13 protein-coding genes and 1 CRISPR repeat array are annotated in these 18086 nt (G+C 69.4%); of the genes, 8 read left to right on the forward strand and 5 right to left on the reverse strand.

Translation table 11 applies throughout. The annotated features are described in order from the left end of the window. Both KBX21_RS19850 and KBX21_RS19855 read right to left on the reverse strand, forming a co-directional pair. On the reverse strand, positions 1 to 181 hold a 181-nt coding region (locus tag KBX21_RS19850), incomplete at its 3' end, for a hypothetical protein (protein ID WP_210842941.1). 315 nt (positions 182 to 496) lie between these two features. Beyond that, a CRISPR array of direct repeats spans positions 497 to 1137; the repeat unit is 29 nt; unit sequence CTGCTCCCCGCGCACGCGGGGATGGACCC. Positions 1138 to 1139: 2 nt separating this feature from the next. Further along, entirely contained in the window at positions 1140 to 2435 is a 1296-nt protein-coding gene (locus KBX21_RS19855) for an MFS transporter (protein ID WP_210842949.1), read from the reverse strand. Positions 2436 to 3011: 576 nt separating this feature from the next. On the opposite strand from KBX21_RS19855, the gene KBX21_RS19860 reads away from it, so the two are divergent. The 7 genes from KBX21_RS19860 (at position 3012) to KBX21_RS19890 (ending at position 16248) form a co-directional block, all read left to right on the forward strand. After that, positions 3012 to 3383, forward strand: coding sequence for a hypothetical protein (locus KBX21_RS19860; protein WP_049579525.1), 372 nt, complete (start codon positions 3012 to 3014; stop codon positions 3381 to 3383). Positions 3384 to 3697: 314 nt separating this feature from the next. Next, positions 3698 to 5734: a WD40 repeat domain-containing serine/threonine protein kinase gene (locus KBX21_RS19865; RefSeq protein WP_210842955.1), complete on the forward strand. Its 2037-nt coding sequence runs from the start codon at positions 3698 to 3700 to the stop codon at positions 5732 to 5734. A 15-nt stretch (positions 5735 to 5749) separates the two neighbouring features. Further along, a complete protein-coding gene (locus KBX21_RS19870) occupies positions 5750 to 7807 on the forward strand; it encodes a serine/threonine-protein kinase (RefSeq protein ID WP_210842962.1) in 2058 nt (685 codons plus the stop codon). 55 nt (positions 7808 to 7862) lie between these two features. Next, positions 7863 to 9884 (forward strand): protein kinase, encoded by a 2022-nt coding sequence (locus KBX21_RS19875; RefSeq protein WP_210842970.1) that lies wholly within the window; start codon positions 7863 to 7865, stop codon positions 9882 to 9884. Between the two features lie 80 nt (positions 9885 to 9964). Beyond that, a complete protein-coding gene (locus KBX21_RS19880; RefSeq protein WP_210842977.1) occupies positions 9965 to 12004 on the forward strand; it encodes a WD40 repeat domain-containing serine/threonine protein kinase in 2040 nt (679 codons plus the stop codon). A gap of 40 nt (positions 12005 to 12044) precedes the next feature. Then, positions 12045 to 14123, forward strand: a complete 2079-nt coding sequence (locus KBX21_RS19885) for a WD40 repeat domain-containing serine/threonine protein kinase (protein ID WP_210842985.1) — start codon at positions 12045 to 12047, stop codon at positions 14121 to 14123. A 136-nt stretch (positions 14124 to 14259) separates the two neighbouring features. Next, a complete protein-coding gene (locus tag KBX21_RS19890; RefSeq protein WP_210842987.1) occupies positions 14260 to 16248 on the forward strand; it encodes a protein kinase family protein in 1989 nt (662 codons plus the stop codon). Positions 16249 to 16430: 182 nt separating this feature from the next. Here the strand turns inward: KBX21_RS19890 and KBX21_RS19895 are convergent, their stop codons facing one another. From KBX21_RS19895 to KBX21_RS19905, 3 genes are all read right to left on the reverse strand, one after another. Continuing rightward, on the reverse strand, positions 16431 to 16712 hold the full coding sequence (locus KBX21_RS19895) for a hypothetical protein (protein ID WP_210843074.1): 282 nt from the start codon (positions 16710 to 16712) through the stop codon (positions 16431 to 16433). Positions 16713 to 16784: 72 nt separating this feature from the next. Further along, positions 16785 to 17072: a WXG100 family type VII secretion target gene (locus tag KBX21_RS19900; protein ID WP_210842989.1), complete on the reverse strand. Its 288-nt coding sequence runs from the start codon at positions 17070 to 17072 to the stop codon at positions 16785 to 16787. Positions 17073 to 17097: 25 nt separating this feature from the next. Further along, positions 17098 to 17436: a hypothetical protein gene (locus KBX21_RS19905; protein ID WP_210842990.1), complete on the reverse strand. Its 339-nt coding sequence runs from the start codon at positions 17434 to 17436 to the stop codon at positions 17098 to 17100. Positions 17437 to 17686: 250 nt separating this feature from the next. Between KBX21_RS19905 and KBX21_RS19910 the strand changes: the two genes are divergently transcribed. Beyond that, positions 17687 to 18010 carry a hypothetical protein gene (locus tag KBX21_RS19910; RefSeq protein ID WP_210842992.1) on the forward strand — a complete coding sequence of 108 codons (324 nt, stop codon included), beginning with the start codon at positions 17687 to 17689 and terminating at the stop codon, positions 18008 to 18010. Positions 18011 to 18086: the final 76 nt, after the last annotated feature.

Consider the following 18086-nt stretch of genomic DNA (forward strand, 5'->3'; position numbering starts at 1 on the left):
ACCGCCAGAAGGGAGTCCGACCCATGAACACCACCCCACCCCCCACCGCACAGGCACCCGTTCCCACCGCCGAGACCGGGTCGGCCTCCACCCCCACCCACCAGGCGAAGGCCACCCACCCCCACGCACCGGCCGCCCTCGCCGCCGTGGTTTCGATGGCACGCGTGACCAGCCGCGACACGCAACCCGCTCCCCACAGGCCGGAAGGCCTACCCTCCTTCGCTGCCGCTTTTGCGCCCACCACCCCAGCCACCACGACACGCGAAACGATGAACACCAGCCCTGGCCCCGCACCCTCCTTTGCTGCCGCTCTTTCGTCGGGAAGTGTGACCAGCCGCGACACGCATCCTGTTCAGCGCAGGCGTGGAGGAACACATCTCTCCCGCTATAGGCTCGCCCGTGACAGCAACAACGAAGGCGGATGCCGGTTTTGTCTGTTTCTCAACAAGTTGGAAAAACGAGCACTTGCCACCGGTAAGTTCGCAGGTGAAAAAGTCTGCTCCCCGCGCACGCGGGGATGGACCCTCGGGATCATGGGCCAGATCCGGGCCGTCGAACTGCTCCCCGCGCACGCGGGGATGGACCCGCGAAGGCTGCCGAGAACGCCCAGCTCGTCACCTGCTCCCCGCGCACGCGGGGATGGACCCGACTTCCTGCACAAGCTCGAAAACCATCGCCGCCTGCTCCCCGCGCACGCGGGGATGGACCCAGGAAGCCGTTGCCCCAGAACGACGAGGCGGCCTGCTCCCCGCGCACGCGGGGATGGACCCCAGGCAGAGTTTTCGGTGTGGGGCAACGTCGCCTGCTCCCCGCGCACGCGGGGATGGACCCTCGTCCATGAAGTCGGTGTCGCCGACGGCCGGCTGCTCCCCGCGCACGCGGGGATGGACCCCGGTTGGTCACGCTGGTGACAGAGCCCCGCCGCTGCTCCCCGCGCACGCGGGGATGGACCCCGGTTGGTCACGCTGGTGACAGAGCCCCGCCGCTGCTCCCCGCGCACGCGGGGATGGACCCCGAACGTCGGTACGGGGCCACTACCGTCCTCCCTGCTCCCCGCGCACGCGGGGATGGACCCGGCGGCCATGACTCCGGCCCAGGCGGCGAGAGCCTGCTCCCCGCAGTCACGCGGGGCCCTCCTATTACTGAGCGACGGCTGCGCGGGCTCGGCGACGGACGAAGACCACCAGCACACAGGTGGAGAGGAAGGTGGCGACGGCCATCGGGGTGAATGCCCATTGGTAGGAGGTCGGATCCTCTGGCAGGGCCTGGAGGAGGGCTCCGGCCGCCACTGTGCAGATCACGGCTGTGGTGAAGCCGCTCATGTTGACCAGACCGGAGGCGACACCGGTCCGGCTGGCCGGGATGCCGTCGCGGGCGAAGTCGAAGGAGACCGTGGGTGCCATGGTCTGCCCGAGGGCGCTGACCGCCAGCACCGCCACACCCACGGCCACGGGGGCGCCGCCGGGCCAGGCCACCAGGAGCAGCCAGCCCAGGCTCAGGATGCCGCTCAGGGTGAGGGCGAAGTACACCCGCACCCCGGGCCAGCGGCCGACGAGGAGACCCGCGACCGGGGCCAGCCAGAGAGCTCCAGCGGCCAGACCGGTGAGGGTGAGGGCCGCGGTGCCCTCGGCCAGCCCCAGGCCCCCCACGAGGTAGGGGTAGCCCCACAGCACCATCATCATCGTGAACGGCGCCATGACGGCCGCGTGGTGGGCCATCCCGATCCGGGGTCCGTCCGCCTTCAGCGCCTCCTTGAGCGCCTCCCACAGGGAGATGGGGTCAGCGACCGTTGAGTGTCCGGCGGCCCCGACAGGGCGGTCCCGCACCACCAGGAGGACCATCAGCGCCATGAGCACGGTGAACCCGGTGGTGGAGAGGAAGGCCGCCTCCCATCCGATGCCGTCGAGTGCCCAGGCCAGCGGAGCCGCGCTGGCCACCTGGCCGGTACCGCCGACCACGCCGGTCAGACCACTGACCAGTGCGTAGCGCGAGCGCGGGAACCACAGGGCGGCGAGCCGAATGACGTTGAGGAACACGAGTGCGTCGCCGAGACCGATGAGGAAGCGCCCGGCCACGGCCAGCTCGATTCCCGGGGCCAGCGCGAACAGGCAGGAGCCGACGGCCATCGCGATCATGCCCATGCCCAGGGTGTATCGGGGGCCGAGTCGGTCGGCGAGGAGTCCGGCGGGCACCTGGAGAAGGACGTACACGATGAGTTGGAGCATCGGCAGGAGGGAGAGGAGCGCCGGGCCGACGTCGAACCGGCTCTGAGCCTCCAGAGCGGCCACACCCAGCCCGTTGCGGTGCAGCATGGCGAGGAAGTAGGCAGCGACCGCCACACCCCATATCAGCCAGGCCCGGGCGCCACCCACCGGCTCCTTGGAAACTTGTCCCGTTACGGATGTCCTGTCACCGGATGTCTGGGTCTGTGTCACTTCGTCGCTTCTCCCCTTGTTTGCACCGCCTTCCAGTGTCCTCCAGGCCGTTGAACGCTCATCACACGAGGGTGACCAGGCACGCAACACGGACGGGAACAGCCTTGGGCGCCTGGGACGCCGATCCCGGCAAGGAACGGCAAAGACCCGGCAACGCACTCATAATCACCCTCGGTGATACTGGATGCGCCAAGAGTTCCCAAAGTGGGTGAGACCCGCGACAACCAGGACGGGACTACGGCCCCTTCAAGGCAAAATCACCACAGGTACAGTTGTCCGAAAAACCCTATCTGAACTGCACGTTTCTGCTTTAAACAGGTCCATACTCAGTTGTTAACTGTGATGTGCATCACTCTGGGAAGCCTCGACTACGAGGGGTCAGTTACTGCTAGCATCCGGAGCGCGAAGAATAACTACGAGGTAACGACACCGTTCGGACCTCGCCAACTTCGCGGAGGGATGTCACCAACACCGGACAACGGCTCGGTGAACGGAACTCACGCCGCGGCGGCGTGGCCGCCATAAGCACACACGGTCAACACACCCGCGGTATCCCGACACACACTGGAGACGACCTTGAGTCACTGGCGCCTGAACAATCCCCGGGCCTCCCGGGCGAAGTCGGCCCTCGCCAGACGAATCAAGCACAAGCCCCGCCACGCGTTCTGCGCCGAGCGCGCGATCACGGCGCTGCTGGGCGAGCTTGCCTCGGTCGCCTCGCGCCCGCTCTACTGGTCCGGCACCTCCGAGATGGCCGTCGCCTCCGTGATGCGCGACGTCAACGTCTGGTGTCGTGACGGCCGCTTCTTCTGGAACGACCTCTTCCAGGGCGGCACGATCTCGCACCCCGCGAACGACCCCGCCGGTGCCGCCGCCCTCCTGAACCCGTTCGCACAGGTCCCGGAGCCCGCGCACTACTACACGCACCGCCAGCCGGTCGCCGCCTGACGCCGCCCGCTCCGGCACCCCTCGTCCTTCCACGCGCCTGACGACCGCGTTCTCTCCCGCGACCCGTCGCCACGACGGGAGCGTGCACACGCGTGCCCGCTCCGCCATCCCGACTTCGTCGCCCACACCACCCCTAACGCGTCCCACTGCCACAGCGGTTCACCGTGCACCAGACCGGATCAGGACACTCACCTGGGCGGTTTGTCGTGAACCGGCTACATTGGCGAGGTACACCGACCCCATCGGTTTCCCTCCGGACCTGCCGTAACACTGGCTCCAGCACGGCAGTCGCACGCAGTTAGGACCCCGCCGCCGTGCAGCCGCTCGCCCCAGACGACCCGAACTCCATCGGCCCCCACAGGCTCCTCGCCCGTCTCGGCGCCGGTGGCATGGGCAGGGTGTACCTGGCCCGCACCCCCGACGGTCACCTGTGTGCCCTGAAGGTGGTCAAGGAGGACCTGGCGCACGACACCCAGTTCCGGGCCCGGTTCGCCCGCGAGGTACGTACCGCGCAGCGCGTGCGCGGCCCCTTCACCCCGGCGGTGGTCGACGCCGATCCCGAGGCCCCCGCTCCGTGGATGGCCACCGAGTACGTTCCGGGCCCCACCCTCAAGGAGGCGGTCCGGGAGAACGGCCCCTTCCCGGAGGGGTCCCTGCACGTCCTGGCCCTCGGCCTGGCCCGCGCGCTGTCCACCATCCACGCCGCGGGCCTCATGCACCGCGACCTCAAGCCCAGCAACATCCTGCTGTCGCCCCGCGGTCCCCAGGTGATCGACTTCGGCATCGCCCGTGCGGTCGAGGGCACCGTCCTCACCCGCACCGGGCAGACCTTCGGCACCCCGGCCTACACCTCGCCGGAGCAGATCACCGGCCAGGACGTGTCACCGCGCGCGGACGTCTTCTCCATGGCGGGCGCGGTGCTGTTCGCGGCCAGCGGGAGGCCGCCGTTCGGTGACGGCAGCCCGGCCAGCACCCTCACCAGGGTCATGAAGGGCGAGCCCCACCTGGAGGCCGTCCCCGAGGGGCCGCTGCGGGACCTGCTCGCCCGTTGCTTCGTCAAGGACCCGGCCGACCGCCCGGACGCCGACACCATCCAACGGGAGGTCTCCGCACTCCCCCTGCCGTCCGCCGAGCACGGCTGGCTGCCCTCCCAGGTCAACCGGCAGATCACCGCCAGGGCGAGTGAGACCCAGCGGGCGGAGGAGGCCGAGCGCCCACCGTCGCCTCCCAAGCGCGGGAGGAAGCATCGCCGGACCGCCCTGGTCGTGGGAGCGGCTGCCGCGGCCCTGGTCCTGCTCGGGGGCGGTGCGCTGGCCCTGAACGCCCTCCCCCTGGGCTCTGACGACACCGCCGACGCCGAGCCCCAGGCCGACGGAGACGGCGAGGGAGAGGAAGCGAGCGAGCCGGGCGAACTCGACGGGCTCGCCTTCGAGGGTTTCCTCTACAAGATCGACTTCTCCGAGGACGGCGAGCAGATGCACGTCTTCGGTTCCAACACGCTCTCCACCTGGAACTGGCGTGACGGGGTGGCGGTCGACCACTACTCCCCCACCCCGACCGGCGCCATGATCACGCCGAACGGGTTCGTGGCCGCGACCACCACCGACTACGTCGCGGTGTGGGACGGCGGGAGCGACAACCGGGTGGCCGTGCTCGGCAACGACGAGGACGAGGTACGCGGGCAGTTCGACATGCCCGCGCTCACCTCCGACGGCGGCCGGGTGGCCACGCTCGGTTCCGACGACGGCACGGTCGAGGGCGATCCGCACATCCAGGTGTGGGACGTCCAGACCAGGGAGATCCTGAACGAGTTCCCGGTCCAGGGCATGCTGACGGATCTCTTCTACACCCCCGGCGACTCTGCCCTGGTCGGTGTGGTCACCGACCGGACCTACACCGACTACATCGGTGTGTTCGTCTGGGACCCCGAGACCGGCGAGGAGCTTCAGCGCTTCGACGACGCCAGCCACTACCAGGTCTCCCTGGCCGGTGACGGCAGCACCCTGGCCATGGTCACGGACCGCGATCGGGCCCGGATCGCCGACATCGAGACCGGCGAGGTCCGCGACCTGGAGGACCCCGGACTCGACCACAACGAGTTGGCCGAGGTCCAGATCTCCGTCGACGGCTCCCTGGTCTACGGCGCCACCTCGGAATTCAGCGACGAGCCGGGGTACGTCTGGGACGCGCGCAGCGGTGATCTGGTCACCACCGACAACCTGGCTCTCAGCCCTCCCATCGGGGTCCACCCCGACGGTGAGCACATCGCCACCTCCTCCTCCCCCGAGGGTGGCGTCCACACCATCCTCATCCTCGACGCGGACTTCAACGTCGTCGCCGAGGTGAGCTGAGCCCCGGAAGGCACCATGGAGCAACCCTCCCCCAACGACCCCGGGCGGGTCGGCCACTACCGCGTCGTAGCCCTGCTGGGCTCCGGTGGCATGGGACGCGTCTACCTCGGGCTGGACCCCTCCGGTTCCCCCGCGGCGGTGAAGGTCGTCCGGGCCGAGTACGCCTACGACCCCGGTTTCCGTGAGCGTTTCGCCCGCGAACTCGAACTCGCCCAGCGCGTGCACGGCAACTACACACCTCGGGTCCTCGCCGCCGACACGTCGGGCCAGACCCCGTGGCTGGCCACGGAGTACGTCATGGGTCCCTCCCTCCAGGACCTGGTCCAGGACACCGGACCCCTGCCCGAACACGCGGTGCGCTTCATGGGACGCGGCATCGCCCAGGCCCTGGAACGCGTGCACGCCACCGGTCTGGTCCACCGCGACCTCAAGCCCGGCAACGTCATGGTCTCCGCTGCCGGCCCCCAGGTGATCGACTTCGGTATCGCCCGCGCGCTGGAGGACGCGAGCGGGTCCGAGGAGGAGCGGATCATCGGCACCCCGGGGTACATGGCCCCCGAGACCGTGGATGGGCGTGAGAGCGGCGCGGCCGCCGACGTCTTCGCGCTCGGAGGGGTCCTGGTCCACGCCCTCACCGGAGGCGGTCCCTTCGGCGACGGCCACCCCTCGGCGGTCCTCTACCGGATCAGCAACCTGGAGCCCGACCTCGACGGCGTCCCCGCCTCGCTGCGCGGGATCATCACGGCCTGCCTGGAGAAGGACCCCACCCGCAGGCCGAACGCGGCCCAGGTGCTCCAGGCCCTCGGTGGTCCCACGGCTCCGGCGGGCTCATCCGCCGCCTGGCTGCCCCCTGCCGCCGCCGGGCGGATCGACGGCGTCGCGCACGCGTACGAGAACGCTGTCCGTTCGGCCGGGGCGGGCGACGGCAGGGGTACGTTCGGCCGGGGCCTGCTGATCGTCGGAGCGGCCGCCGTCGCCCTGACCATGGTCGGCGGACTCGCGGTGTGGGCCGCGGGGGACGCCGGCCTGATCGGGTCCGGGCCGGACACCACGTCCGCAGAGGACTTGGGAGTCCCGGATCGGGAGGTGTGTTCGCCCTCCGAGCACCTGGCCCCCGAGTACACGGAGGCGGCCAACGAGGAGACGACCGTCCCCCAGGACGAGGCGGGCATCTTCTACACCGGCTTCTCCAACGACGGTGAGGTGCTCGCGGTCGCGGGGACCGGCGGCGTGGCGCTGTGGGACTGGCGGGGGCAGGAGGAGCTCGCCCTCATCGAGACCGAGATCGCGCCCCTGTACGGCCACCCGGTGTTCAGCCCCGACGACTGCATGCTCGCCTACGCCTCCGACGACGGCGCGTACGTGTACTCGCTGGAGAGCGGGGAGGTGACGGTCCTCTCCGAGGGGTGGGAGGTGGGCGCGGTCGCCTTCACCCCGGACAGCGAACAACTCGTGGTCGGAAACAAGTACCACCAGGTGGACTCCGGCGTGTTCGTGTACGACCTGGAGACCGGCGAACTGGTCACCACCTACACCGGCAGCGCGAGCACCGTCCTGTCGGTGGCCGTCTCGCCGGACGGCAGACACCTCGCCGCGCAGGACCTTCTCGAGCACTCGACGGTCTGGGACACCGAGACCGGCGAGAGCGTGGCCACGGGCGAGGAGATCCCGAGCACCAACCCCACGGCACTGAGCTTCGTGGACGAGGAGACCCTGGTCTATCCGGTCGCGGAGGGGGTGCAGACCCAGAACGTCGTCTCCGACCCCGAGCAGGGCACCGCGTTCGTCACCGAGGACCTGGACGACGACCTCGTGTTGCACGACTTCGAGTACAGCGTGGCGGCGGACCGCGTGTACGCCACCTTCCTCCCGGACGACTTCGACCCCGCCGGGGGGATCATGAAGGTCTGGGAGTACTCCACCGGCGAGGAGCTCACCGCGGAGGCCGACGAGGGCTTCCTGTGGGAGATCAGCGTGCACCCCCAGGGTGAGGTCATCATCGGCGTCCCTGCCACGGGCAACGGGATGTGGGTCGTGGACGCCCGGGAGATGCGCATCCTCGAACGTTTCTAGTCGACCCCGGCGCGGCCCCAAACCCTCACCCCGAGCTCCCGAACCGGAAAGCCCCATGTTCCCTCTCCACCCCCACGACCCGCCCTCCGTCGGTCCCCACCGTCTGCACGCCCGCCTGGGCGAGGACGCCTACGCGCGCGTCTACCTGGGCGCCGCACGCGCGCGGGACCTCGTCGCGGTGAAGGTGGTCCGGCCGGAGTACGCCACCGACCCCGCCTTCCGCTCCTCCTTCGCCCACCAGGTGGAGTCCGCGCGGGGGCTGGATGTCCCGCACGTGTGCGGTGTCCGCGGCGCCGACCCGCGCGGCGCGGTGCCCTGGGTCGCGGTGTCCCGGCCCCTCGGCCCGAGCCTGGCCGAGTTGGTGAGCGGGAACGGGCCGCTCCCGGTGGGCGCCCTGCACCCGCTCGCCCTGGCGCTCGCCCAGGGGTTGGACGGCCTGCACTCCTCGAACCGCGCGCACGGCTCCCTGTGGCCGGACGGTGTGCTGATGTCAGCCGACACCGCCCTGCTCGCCGACCCCGGCCTGGAGTGGGCGATCAGCGACTCCCAGCAGCGTGCGCCCCACCCGGCCTTCGCCGCCCCCGAGGGTGGGGCCACCCCGGCCACGGACGTGTTCTCGTGGGCCTCCACCCTGTGCTTCGCGGCCAGCGGAGTGGAGGGCCCCGACGGGCTGGCCCGAGTACCCCTGCAACTGCGCGGCCTGATCGACGCCTGCCTCAAGCGCGACCCGCGGCTGCGTCCCAGCTCCCACGACCTCGTGCGGATGCTGGGCGGCCCGGCTGAACCCACCCCGTGGTCACCCCAGGTGCGTGCGGCGATCGACGCGGTCGCCGACGCCCAGGCGTCGATGCTGAGAACCGACGCGACCCCCGGGACCGCCCCCTCCCCCCGGAAGCGGGGCCGACTGCTCGCGGTGGGCGCGGGTGTCCTGGCGCTGGTGGTGCTCGCGGGGACGGGAGCGGTGTACGCCCGCCACCGCCTCGGCGGTGACCAGGCGTCGGCCCCCGAGGCCTCCGGCGCCGGGGCCGGGGCGGGGCTGGTCACCGGGTCCGGCTGCCTCGACGGACCGGGGTATCCCGCCGCGGAGGAGGACCTGCCCGAGGACACCAGTTTCTGGGACCCCGCCTTCTCCGCCGACGGGGACGTGCTCACCGCGGCTTCCTCCGCCGGGCTCACCGTGTGGGACTGGAACACCGGTGAGTTGATCGCACTGCCGACGACGAACTCGTCCTACGGAGTCGCCACGAGGTTTTCCCCTGTCGGATGCACGCTGAGCACCGCCGAGTCCGTCGAGTACGAAGGCCGAGAGCACTCCGTGAAGGTGGGGCACACCTACGACCTGCCCGGCGGCACCACCACCGAGCACCTGGGACCGCAGGAGGGACCGGACGACAGCGGGCGCTGGCTGCTGAAGCCGAGGGACGTGGAGGCCATGGACTTCTCGCCGGACGGCGCCCTGCTGGCGGTGACCCTCAGCAGCTCCGGCCGCGAGGACAGCACCGTTGTGGTCGACACGGCCACCGGTGAAACGAGCGAGCCGATGGCACCTGGTCTGCACTACGGCACCGTGTTCGTGGACGAGCGACACTTCGCCACCAACAGCAACGGCGAGATCCACGTCTGGGACGCGCAGACCGGCGAGGAGGTGCACTCCCTGGTGGGGGCCTCCAACACACGCCTCGCGGTGGTTCCGGGTGAGACGCAGGTGGCCCACCTCGACGGCGACCAGGTCGTCGTCCGGGACTACACCACCGGGGCGGCGGTCGCCTCCTTCACCCGCGAGGAGTTCGAGACGGACGACGACCCCATGCTCACCAGGCTCCTCGTGGACGCCGAACGGGACCGCGTGTACGCGACCTGGCAGGTGGGCACCGGGCCCGGCTCGTGGCGGTTCCAGACCTACGTGTGGGACCTGAACAGCGGCGAGAACCTCGTCGAGGGCGAAGAGAGGGCCGGCGCCTACAGCGTGGTCGCGCCGCACCCTGACGGCGGGGTCCTCGCCGCCGTCACCGCCGTCGAAAGCGATCTGGTCCTGATCGACCCCGACACGTTCGAGGTGGTCAGGGAGCTGACCTGATCGGATTCCGGGGCCCGGAGGAGGAAGGCCCCCCAACCCGGGCAGACTGGTACCCCGACCAGTGCCCCAGGAGCTGACCCGTGCTTCCCCTGACCTCCACCGATCCCTCCCACCTCGGCCCCCATCAGGTGCTGTCCAGGCTCGGCGAGGGCGGCATGGGGGAGGTCTACCTGGCCCGCACCCCCGAGGGAGGGCTGGCCGCGGTCAAGGTGGGCAAGGAGGAACTGGCCAGGGACCAGGAGTTCCGCGCCCGGTTCGCCCGCGAGGTCCGCACCGCGCAACGCGTGCGCGGCCCGTTCACCCCGGCCGTACTCAGTGCCGACTCTGAGGCCGCCGTGCCGTGGATGGCGACCGAGTACGTCCCAGGGCCCACCCTCAAGGAAGCCGTCCGGGAAAACGGACCCTTCCCCGAACCCTCCCTGCGCGTCCTCGCGTTGGGCCTGGCCAGCGCCCTCCAGGCGATCCACGCAGCCGGGCTCATGCACCGCGACCTCAAGCCGAGCAACGTGCTGCTCTCCCCACGCGGCCCCCAGGTGATCGACTTCGGGATCGCCCGAGCGGTCGAGGGCACCGTCCTCACCCGCACCGGCCAGAGCTTCGGCACCCCGTCCTACACCTCCCCGGAGCAGATCACGGGCAAGGGGGTCGGGCCCTCCAGCGACGTGTTCTCCCTGGCCGGGGTGGTGGTCCACGCCGCCACCGGCCGACCACCCTTCGGTACCGGGAAGGCGGCCGAGCTCCTGGCCCGGGTCGTGGGGGGCGCACCCGACCTCGACACCGTCCCGGAATCCCTGCGCTCGCTCCTCGCCCGCTGTTTCGCCAAGGCCCCGGACGGACGCCCCACCGCCGACGAGCTCGTCCGGGTCCTCTCCACCGGTCCGCTGCCCCCAGCGGAACACGGCTGGCTCCCCGCCCGGGTCAACCACTCGCTCAACGCCCACCTGGCGCGGACCCGCGAGGTCGCTGACTCAGGGGTCGCCCTCGCCCCGTCCCCGGACGGTCCGCCCCCCGATGGCCGGGCCCGCACCGCCCTCTTCATCGGGGCAGCCGCTCTGGCCGTCGTGGTGGCCGCCGGGACCATCGGTCTTCTGACCACCCGGTCCGACGACGTCGCGGGGGTATCAGACCCCGGGGAGGAGCCGGTGCCGTCCGATGTCCTCGGTTCCCGTCTCCTGGGGATCGGCTTCGCCCCCGATGGCGAGAGCCTCCACGTCTCCGGCCAGGACCACCTGGTCGAGATCGACTGGCGCACCGGCGAGGAACTCCGCCGTTTCGAGCAGCGCCCCAGCCACCTGACGGTCGGCGCCGACGGCACCGTCGTCGGCTCGTTCGCCGATGCCGTGCTGCTCTGGGAACCCGGTGAGGAGGAGCCGCGCTACCTCGAGGATCCCGGTCTCCTGGACTGGGGTCGGACGGTTCCCAGCCCCGACGGCACCCGCCTGGCGGTCGCGGTCAACGCCTCGAGCGACAGCGAGGTCGACGACGCCCTGGATCAGCCCCTCGTCCAGGTGTGGAACCTGGAGACCGAGGAGGTGGAGTTCGAGATCGAGACGGACTCCTACGCCCGCGACCTGCACCTCAACGCGGACGCCTCACTCCTCGTCGTCAGCGACTACTCGGGCACGGGGGCCTCGGCCGTGTGGGACCTGGCCGCACAGGAGCCCGTCCTGGAGTTGCCCAACGGGGACTTCCCCGCGGTGCCCCTCAGCGACGACGCGGGGCACCACCTGAAACACCTGGCCTTCCACCCCACGGACCCCTCCTTGCTGGCCGTCTCCACCAGCCCCGAGGACAACATCCTCCACGACCTCGACACCGGCGAGACCACGCCCCTGGAGGTTCCCCCGACCAACGGCCACCCGCTGTTCGAGCTCCATTTCTCCCCGGACGGGACCCGGCTGGTCGCCAGCGGCGACGACGGCGCCGCGGTCAGGGGAGGCCGGGTGTGGGACACCGCCACCGGAGACCTGCTGACCGAGGACGGGGTGCCGCTCTACTCCCAACTGGACTTCCACCCGGAGGGGACGGTCATCGCGACCACCACCCCGGCCTCCGAGCGGATGCGCCTCCTGATCGTGGACGCCGAGACCTTCGAGGTCCTGCACGAGTACCCGGAGTAGCACCCGGAGCAGCCGCCCACCACCCGAGGAGTTCGGACTCGTGAAGCCCCTGACCTCCACCGATCCCTCCCACATCGGCCCCCATCGGCTCCTCGCCCGTCTCGGCGCGGGCGGCATGGGTGAGGTTCACCTGGCCCGCACCCCTGAGGGTCGTCTGGCCGCGGTCAAGGTGGTCAAGGCGGACCTGGCCGGAAACCGGGATTTCCGGGCCCGGTTCGCGCGCGAAGTCCGTACCGCCCAGATGGTGGTGCGCCCCTTCACGCCCCGAGTGGTGGACGCCGACCCGTACGCGGACCTGCCCTGGATGGCGACCGAGTACGTGCCCGGCCCCACCCTCAAGGAGGCCGTCCGGGAGAACGGTCCCTTCCCGGAGGGTTCCCTGCGTGTCCTGGCCCTCGGCCTGGCCAGCGCGGTCCGGGCGATCCACGACGCCGGGCTCATGCACCGCGACCTCAAACCCAGTAACGTCCTGCTCTCCCCGCGCGGACCGCAGGTGATCGATTTCGGAATCGCCCGAGCGCTCGAGGGCACCGTCCTCACCCGGACCGGGCAGAGCTTCGGCACACCCATGTACACCTCACCCGAACAGGTCAGGGGGCGGGAGAGCTCTCCGGCCAGCGACATCTTCTCCCTGGCTGGGGTGGTGGCCTTCGCCGCCACCGGCAGGCCTCCCTTCGGCACCGGCCGCGCGATCAGCGTCCTTCCCCGTGTGGTCGGTCAGGCCCCGAACCTCGACGGCGTCCCGGAAGCCCTGCGGCCACTCCTGGCACGATGCCTGGCCAAGGACCCGGACGAGCGCCCCTCGGCCGAATCCATCGTCCGTGAGCTGTCCGCGGGACCTCTGCCCTCCGCCGAGCACGGCTGGCTTCCCGCACGGGTCGAAGAGTCCCTCAACAGCCACCAGCAGGAGGTCCGCCAAGCCGACGAGGCAGCTCCCGACGGCCCTCTCCAGGGCGCTGCGGCGCCCCTGTCCTCACGGCGCAGGGCCGGGCACGGCGTACTCATAGCCGCGGGCGCGGCCACCGTCACGCTGGCTCTGGTCGCCGGTGTCTCCCTGGTCGCGTTCGCACCGGGGTCGTCCCAGGAGGACTCCAGCAGCATGCGTGCTCCGGAGGAGATCGGTGCGAACGGGAACGAGGAATCCGACGCTCCCGGCGGCCCGGAGGAAATGACCCCGGAGCAGGAAGGGGAATCCGGTTTCGACGGTTTCGTGGGCGACGTGGAGTTCACTCCGGACGGTTCTGGGGTGTACGTCCGCGCCACCGACGCGATGACCCTCTGGGAGTGGGAGAGCGGCCGGTTCCTGTACCGGGTCGACCCCACGCCGATATCCTTCGATCTCGCAGACGACGGCACCATGGCGGCCTCCTTCGCCGACGCCGTCGGGATCTTCGACACCGGGCACGAGAGGCTGGGGCTCTTCGACGTGGATGGGGATCTGGAGGACATCGTCGACTACCGAGCCGTCTCGATCAGCCCCGACGGATCGTTGGTGGCGGTGGTGGTCACCCACGGCGATCATCAGCGAACCCTGTACCTGCGGGACCGCGAGGACGACTCGATCACGCACACCCTGGAACTCTCCGCGCCCGTCGCCAGCACCGAGTTCAGCTCCGACGGCGCCCACCTGAAGGTCGACTTCGAGGAGGGCTACCCCCGGGTCGTGCTGTACGACGTGGCAACGGGCGAGGTGGTGGCGGCACTGGTCGAGGAAGCTCCCGAGAGCACCTCCGGGCAGGGCACCGAATGGCACGCGACAGCCCTCTCCCCGACCGAACCCCTGATGGCGGTGGACCGGGGCGGCGGCGACATCGCCCTGTACGACTACGAGGCGAGCGAGGTCGTCAAAGAGATCGAGGGCCACCGCAGCTTCTCCGGCCTGGCCTTCTCCAGCGACAGCGGGACCCTCTACTCCGCCGGGATGTTCGCCACCGCCACGGGCCCTTCCGGCGGTCGTGCCTGGGATGTGGCCACAGGCGAGGAGATCACGTCCGGGGACACCCTGCTCATCGACCGGCTGGCCGTCCACCCCTATGGCGAGGCCATCGCCGCCTTCGACAGGGACACCCTGCTGCTTCTCGACCCTGGGACCCTCGACGTGATCAACGAGATCGGCTGAGAATCGGACATGTCCGCCCTGGACCTGATCCCCCGAACCCGTTCGGCGCCTGTCTGACGGGATCAACACCGTGAGCGCCGTCCCATCGCCAACCATCAACACGTTCTGCCGAACCGAACAGCACTGACGAGGCAGCATGCGTCCCCTGAGTCCCCATGATCCCCCCGCCGCGGGCCCCCACCAGCTTCTGGCCCAACTGGGCGAGGACGCCCACACCCACGCCTACCTGGGTTCGACGTCCGGGCGTTCGCCGGTCCGCGTTCGCATCCTGCGCGCCGAGCACGCCACTGATCCGACCACACGGGCCGACTTCCTCCACCGCGTCGAGAGCGCGTCCGGGCTGGGCGACCCACACGTGGCGGCCGTACTCGACGCCGACCTGGACTCCCCCGTGCCGTGGGCGGCCACCGAGACGCCGTTCGGCCCGGACCTGGCCGGACTGGTCCGGGCGCACGGTCCGCTCCCGGCCGCCGCCGCGCACACTCTTGCCCTGGCCACGGCCCAGGGGCTGGCCACACTGCACTCCGCTGACCGCTCCCACGGAACGCTGACCCCCGAAGGCGTCCTACTGACCAGCGACCGCGCGCTGCTGGCCGACCCCGGTCTGGTTCCACCAGCCGATCGCGACGGCTCGGCCCGGGGTGTGTTCGACCCGGTGGAGGGCGGAGGCGCCCCGGCTGGCGACGTGTTCGCCTGGGCGGCCGTCCTGTGCTTCGCCGCCAGTGGTGTGGAGGGCCCCGACGGGCTGGACCACGTGCCGCTCCAGCTCCGAGCCGTGGTCGACGACTGCTTGCGCGAGAACGCCGACCTTCGGCCCAGCGCGGTCGACCTCGTGAGCATGCTGGGCGGGGCGGCCTCCGCCTCACCCTGGCCGCCGGAGCTGGCCTCGGTGATCGAGGCCGAGGCCGCGCGCATGCGCGGGTTGCTCCCCGCCGAGCCCGAAACCCCTGGTCCCCGAGACCGGAGACGGTTGATCGCCCTTACCGCGGGAGCTGTGGCCCTGACCCTGTTCACTGCCATCGGCTCCAGTTGGTGGCTCAACCGCGCGACCCCGGCTGGGGGCTCCGCTGACGGTTCGGGCAGCGATGCGACCTGCTCGGAAGGGTCAGCGTTCCCCGAACCGGTTGAACCGGTGACCGACCTCGACGCCATGCAGCTGGAGTTCTCTCCCGACGGCGACGTCCTGGCCGTCGGCAGCTTCAACCACGGCCTCACCCTGTGGGACTGGCGCGAGGGCGACGAGTTCGCCCGACCCGCGGAGGAACTGAACGGCCTGGGTCCGATGTCGTTCGCCCCGGTCGGCTGCGTGATCGCCGCCACCTCCCTCCAGGAGGTCGAGGGCCAGGAGCGCCCGTACCGACTCACCACGACCTTCGATCTCGCTTCGGGCGAGGCCACGAACCACCCGGGCCCGCAGCCAGAGCCGCTCCCGGACGGAGGCCAGAAGAACTGGTCCGTCACGGATCTGGCGTTCAGCCCCGACGGCGGGCGGATGGCCTTGAGCAACCGGGTGGGCGTGGGCACCGGGACTCCGGTCGGGGTGGTCGACCTGGAGTCGGGAGAGGCCGTCGCCTCTCTGGGCGAGGGCCCGGTCCCCCAGTTGGCCTTTCTCGACGAGACCCGTCTGGCCGCCCACACTCGGAACTCCATCGAGATCTGGGACACGGAGAGCAGGGAGACGCTCCAGACCATCCGCAACGTCACCGAACTGCACTTCGCGGTAGTTCCCGGCGAGGACCTGATCCTGTTCGTCCGCAACGACGAGATCATCCTGTACGACCTGGCCGGAGGCGCCGCGACGGCCACGTTCCCGACCGGCGACTACGCGGACGCACCCGACGCCTGGGTCAACCACCTGGGCATGGACGCCGAACGAGGTCTGGTCCACTTCAGCTGGAGTCTCGCGGCCGAGGAGGGACCGGACAACCTGGGCACCGACCGGGAGAACGAGACCCACGGCTACCTGTGGGACATCGAGACCGGCGAGAACCTGCTGGAGGACGACGACGGCCTCATGCCCCGCCCCGTGGCCTTCCACCCGGAGGTGATCGCGGCGGTCAACCAGGACGGGAACGTCGACATCATCGACCCACAGTCTCTGGAGGTCGTCGACGTGATCGAGTGAGGCCAACACTCCATGAGCTCCGGGTGCGGATCCTGTGCCCACTCGACCCAATCGCCCCCAGGGAAACGAGGCGCCGCCAATCCTCTACCACCTGAGAACCCTGCTCCGGACAGGTCAGGTCAGGGACCGATCCGACAGGGTGCACCCACCCCCGATAGGCACCAGACGCTCCCGACAGCGAATCAATGACCGACGGACTCGCTCTGGGACGTCAGGGGATTCCCGCGGCCGCGCAGTTCGTTGACCTCCTGCTGCTTGTCGAACGCGCCGATGAGCGCGATCACACCACAGATCACGGCGACAACGATCGCACCGAAGATCATGGCCGGCCACACGCGCTGCTTTCGCCGCCAGAACCGGCTTGAACCATAGAGAAGAGCCGACCTCAACTGGCGGCGACGGAGCGCATCCGCCTCGAGCACGTACTTCTCAGCGTTGGAGGTGGCTCGGAACGCCTCAGGCATCAGATCGTTCTGAGCCGAAGCCTGGTTCTCCTTCTCACCTACGGGGAGGCTCACCTGTAATGACTTCCGCGATCAGACATTGAACCTGTTACGAACACTGGCGCTCGTCAGAGCCCAGTTCTCCGCTGCGGTCTCAGTGGTCCGGATCAGGTCATCGAAGGCATCAGAAACACCTTCCTTGTGCACCTTGAACTCATCGTAGAGAGTGGCGAAGTCATCTGACCCCGCCCCATGCCACTCTCCCAGAGACTTGACAACCGCAGCTTCGACCTGGTTCAACACCGTATCGATCTGCCCCTTGTAGCTGCGCTCCGTGTCCGCGATATCAAAAATGTTCCCGCTGTTGCCAGAAACTTCCATCTACTCAGCCTAACTATCGAGAACTTCAGATGTTGATCGGGGGGAGACCGCTGAATCCACCACCGGAGGCAGCGAAGTCCGCTTGCGTCTCAGAATCCGTGTTCACGATGTCGAAGTTGACATCAGAGAGGTTGATACCCATCTGGTCGAGCCAGAGCATCATGCCCCCGAACTTCTCATTCAGGAGGCCGTGGGCGGACATGAACTCACCAGGCGCACCGCCGTCCATCGCCGCACGGACGTCCGATTCCATTGCGTCGAACAACTGCTTCGCTTGCCCATTAAGAGCTGCCGCCTCCTCACCGAGCTCTCGACCACCGACCTGCAAGGCATCTGATTGCCCCAGGCCCACAAAGTCAACCACGTGATACACCTCACTGCAAATAGACTTGGCACCAGTCGGCCAAGATAAGGATAGTAAGCCTCTCACCAGGGAAGACATTGACCCGCGAAGACTGCATGACCTGATCGCCACGAGTTGTTCCAAGGCAGGGGCTTGACGAGCCAGAGTTAGGTTATAAGAATCTACGCCAGTCAGTCAATGACGAGGCACACCAGAGCCCCACATTGCTCCAATAGATCCCCAGAACCTGAGCAGCAGAAACGGAGTCCATATGACTGTCAGCGCTGACGTCCCAGGGGCACAGTCCGGAGCGGACGAAGCACTAGCCATCGCCGACGGCCTCAAAGGAATAGCCTCCGACTTTGGCACTGCCTGCGATACCGCTGCAAACATGTTTAAAGGAAAGCCCACCGTCACCGGCATGGAACAATTCGAAAGTGAATATGTCGGGTTCATGAACGAGGTCCAGGTCCAGGCCACAGACATCGCGGACAACATTCACGCATCTGCTTCGGAGATCGGAGGCACCGACGACACCAACCGTTCCGAGTTCGCTGGATCCCACCCCGACTTCCCGGACATCAGTATCTACTGAGAAACATCGCCCTGCGCTGTGCGGTCCGTACTTCACACGGACCGCACAGTTCTGTCGGAGAGATCCGACTCAAGAA

Origin of the sequence: Nocardiopsis sp. B62, assembly GCF_018070675.1 — a bacterium.
Classification (GTDB): Bacteria; Actinomycetota; Actinomycetes; order Streptosporangiales; family Streptosporangiaceae; genus Nocardiopsis; species Nocardiopsis prasina.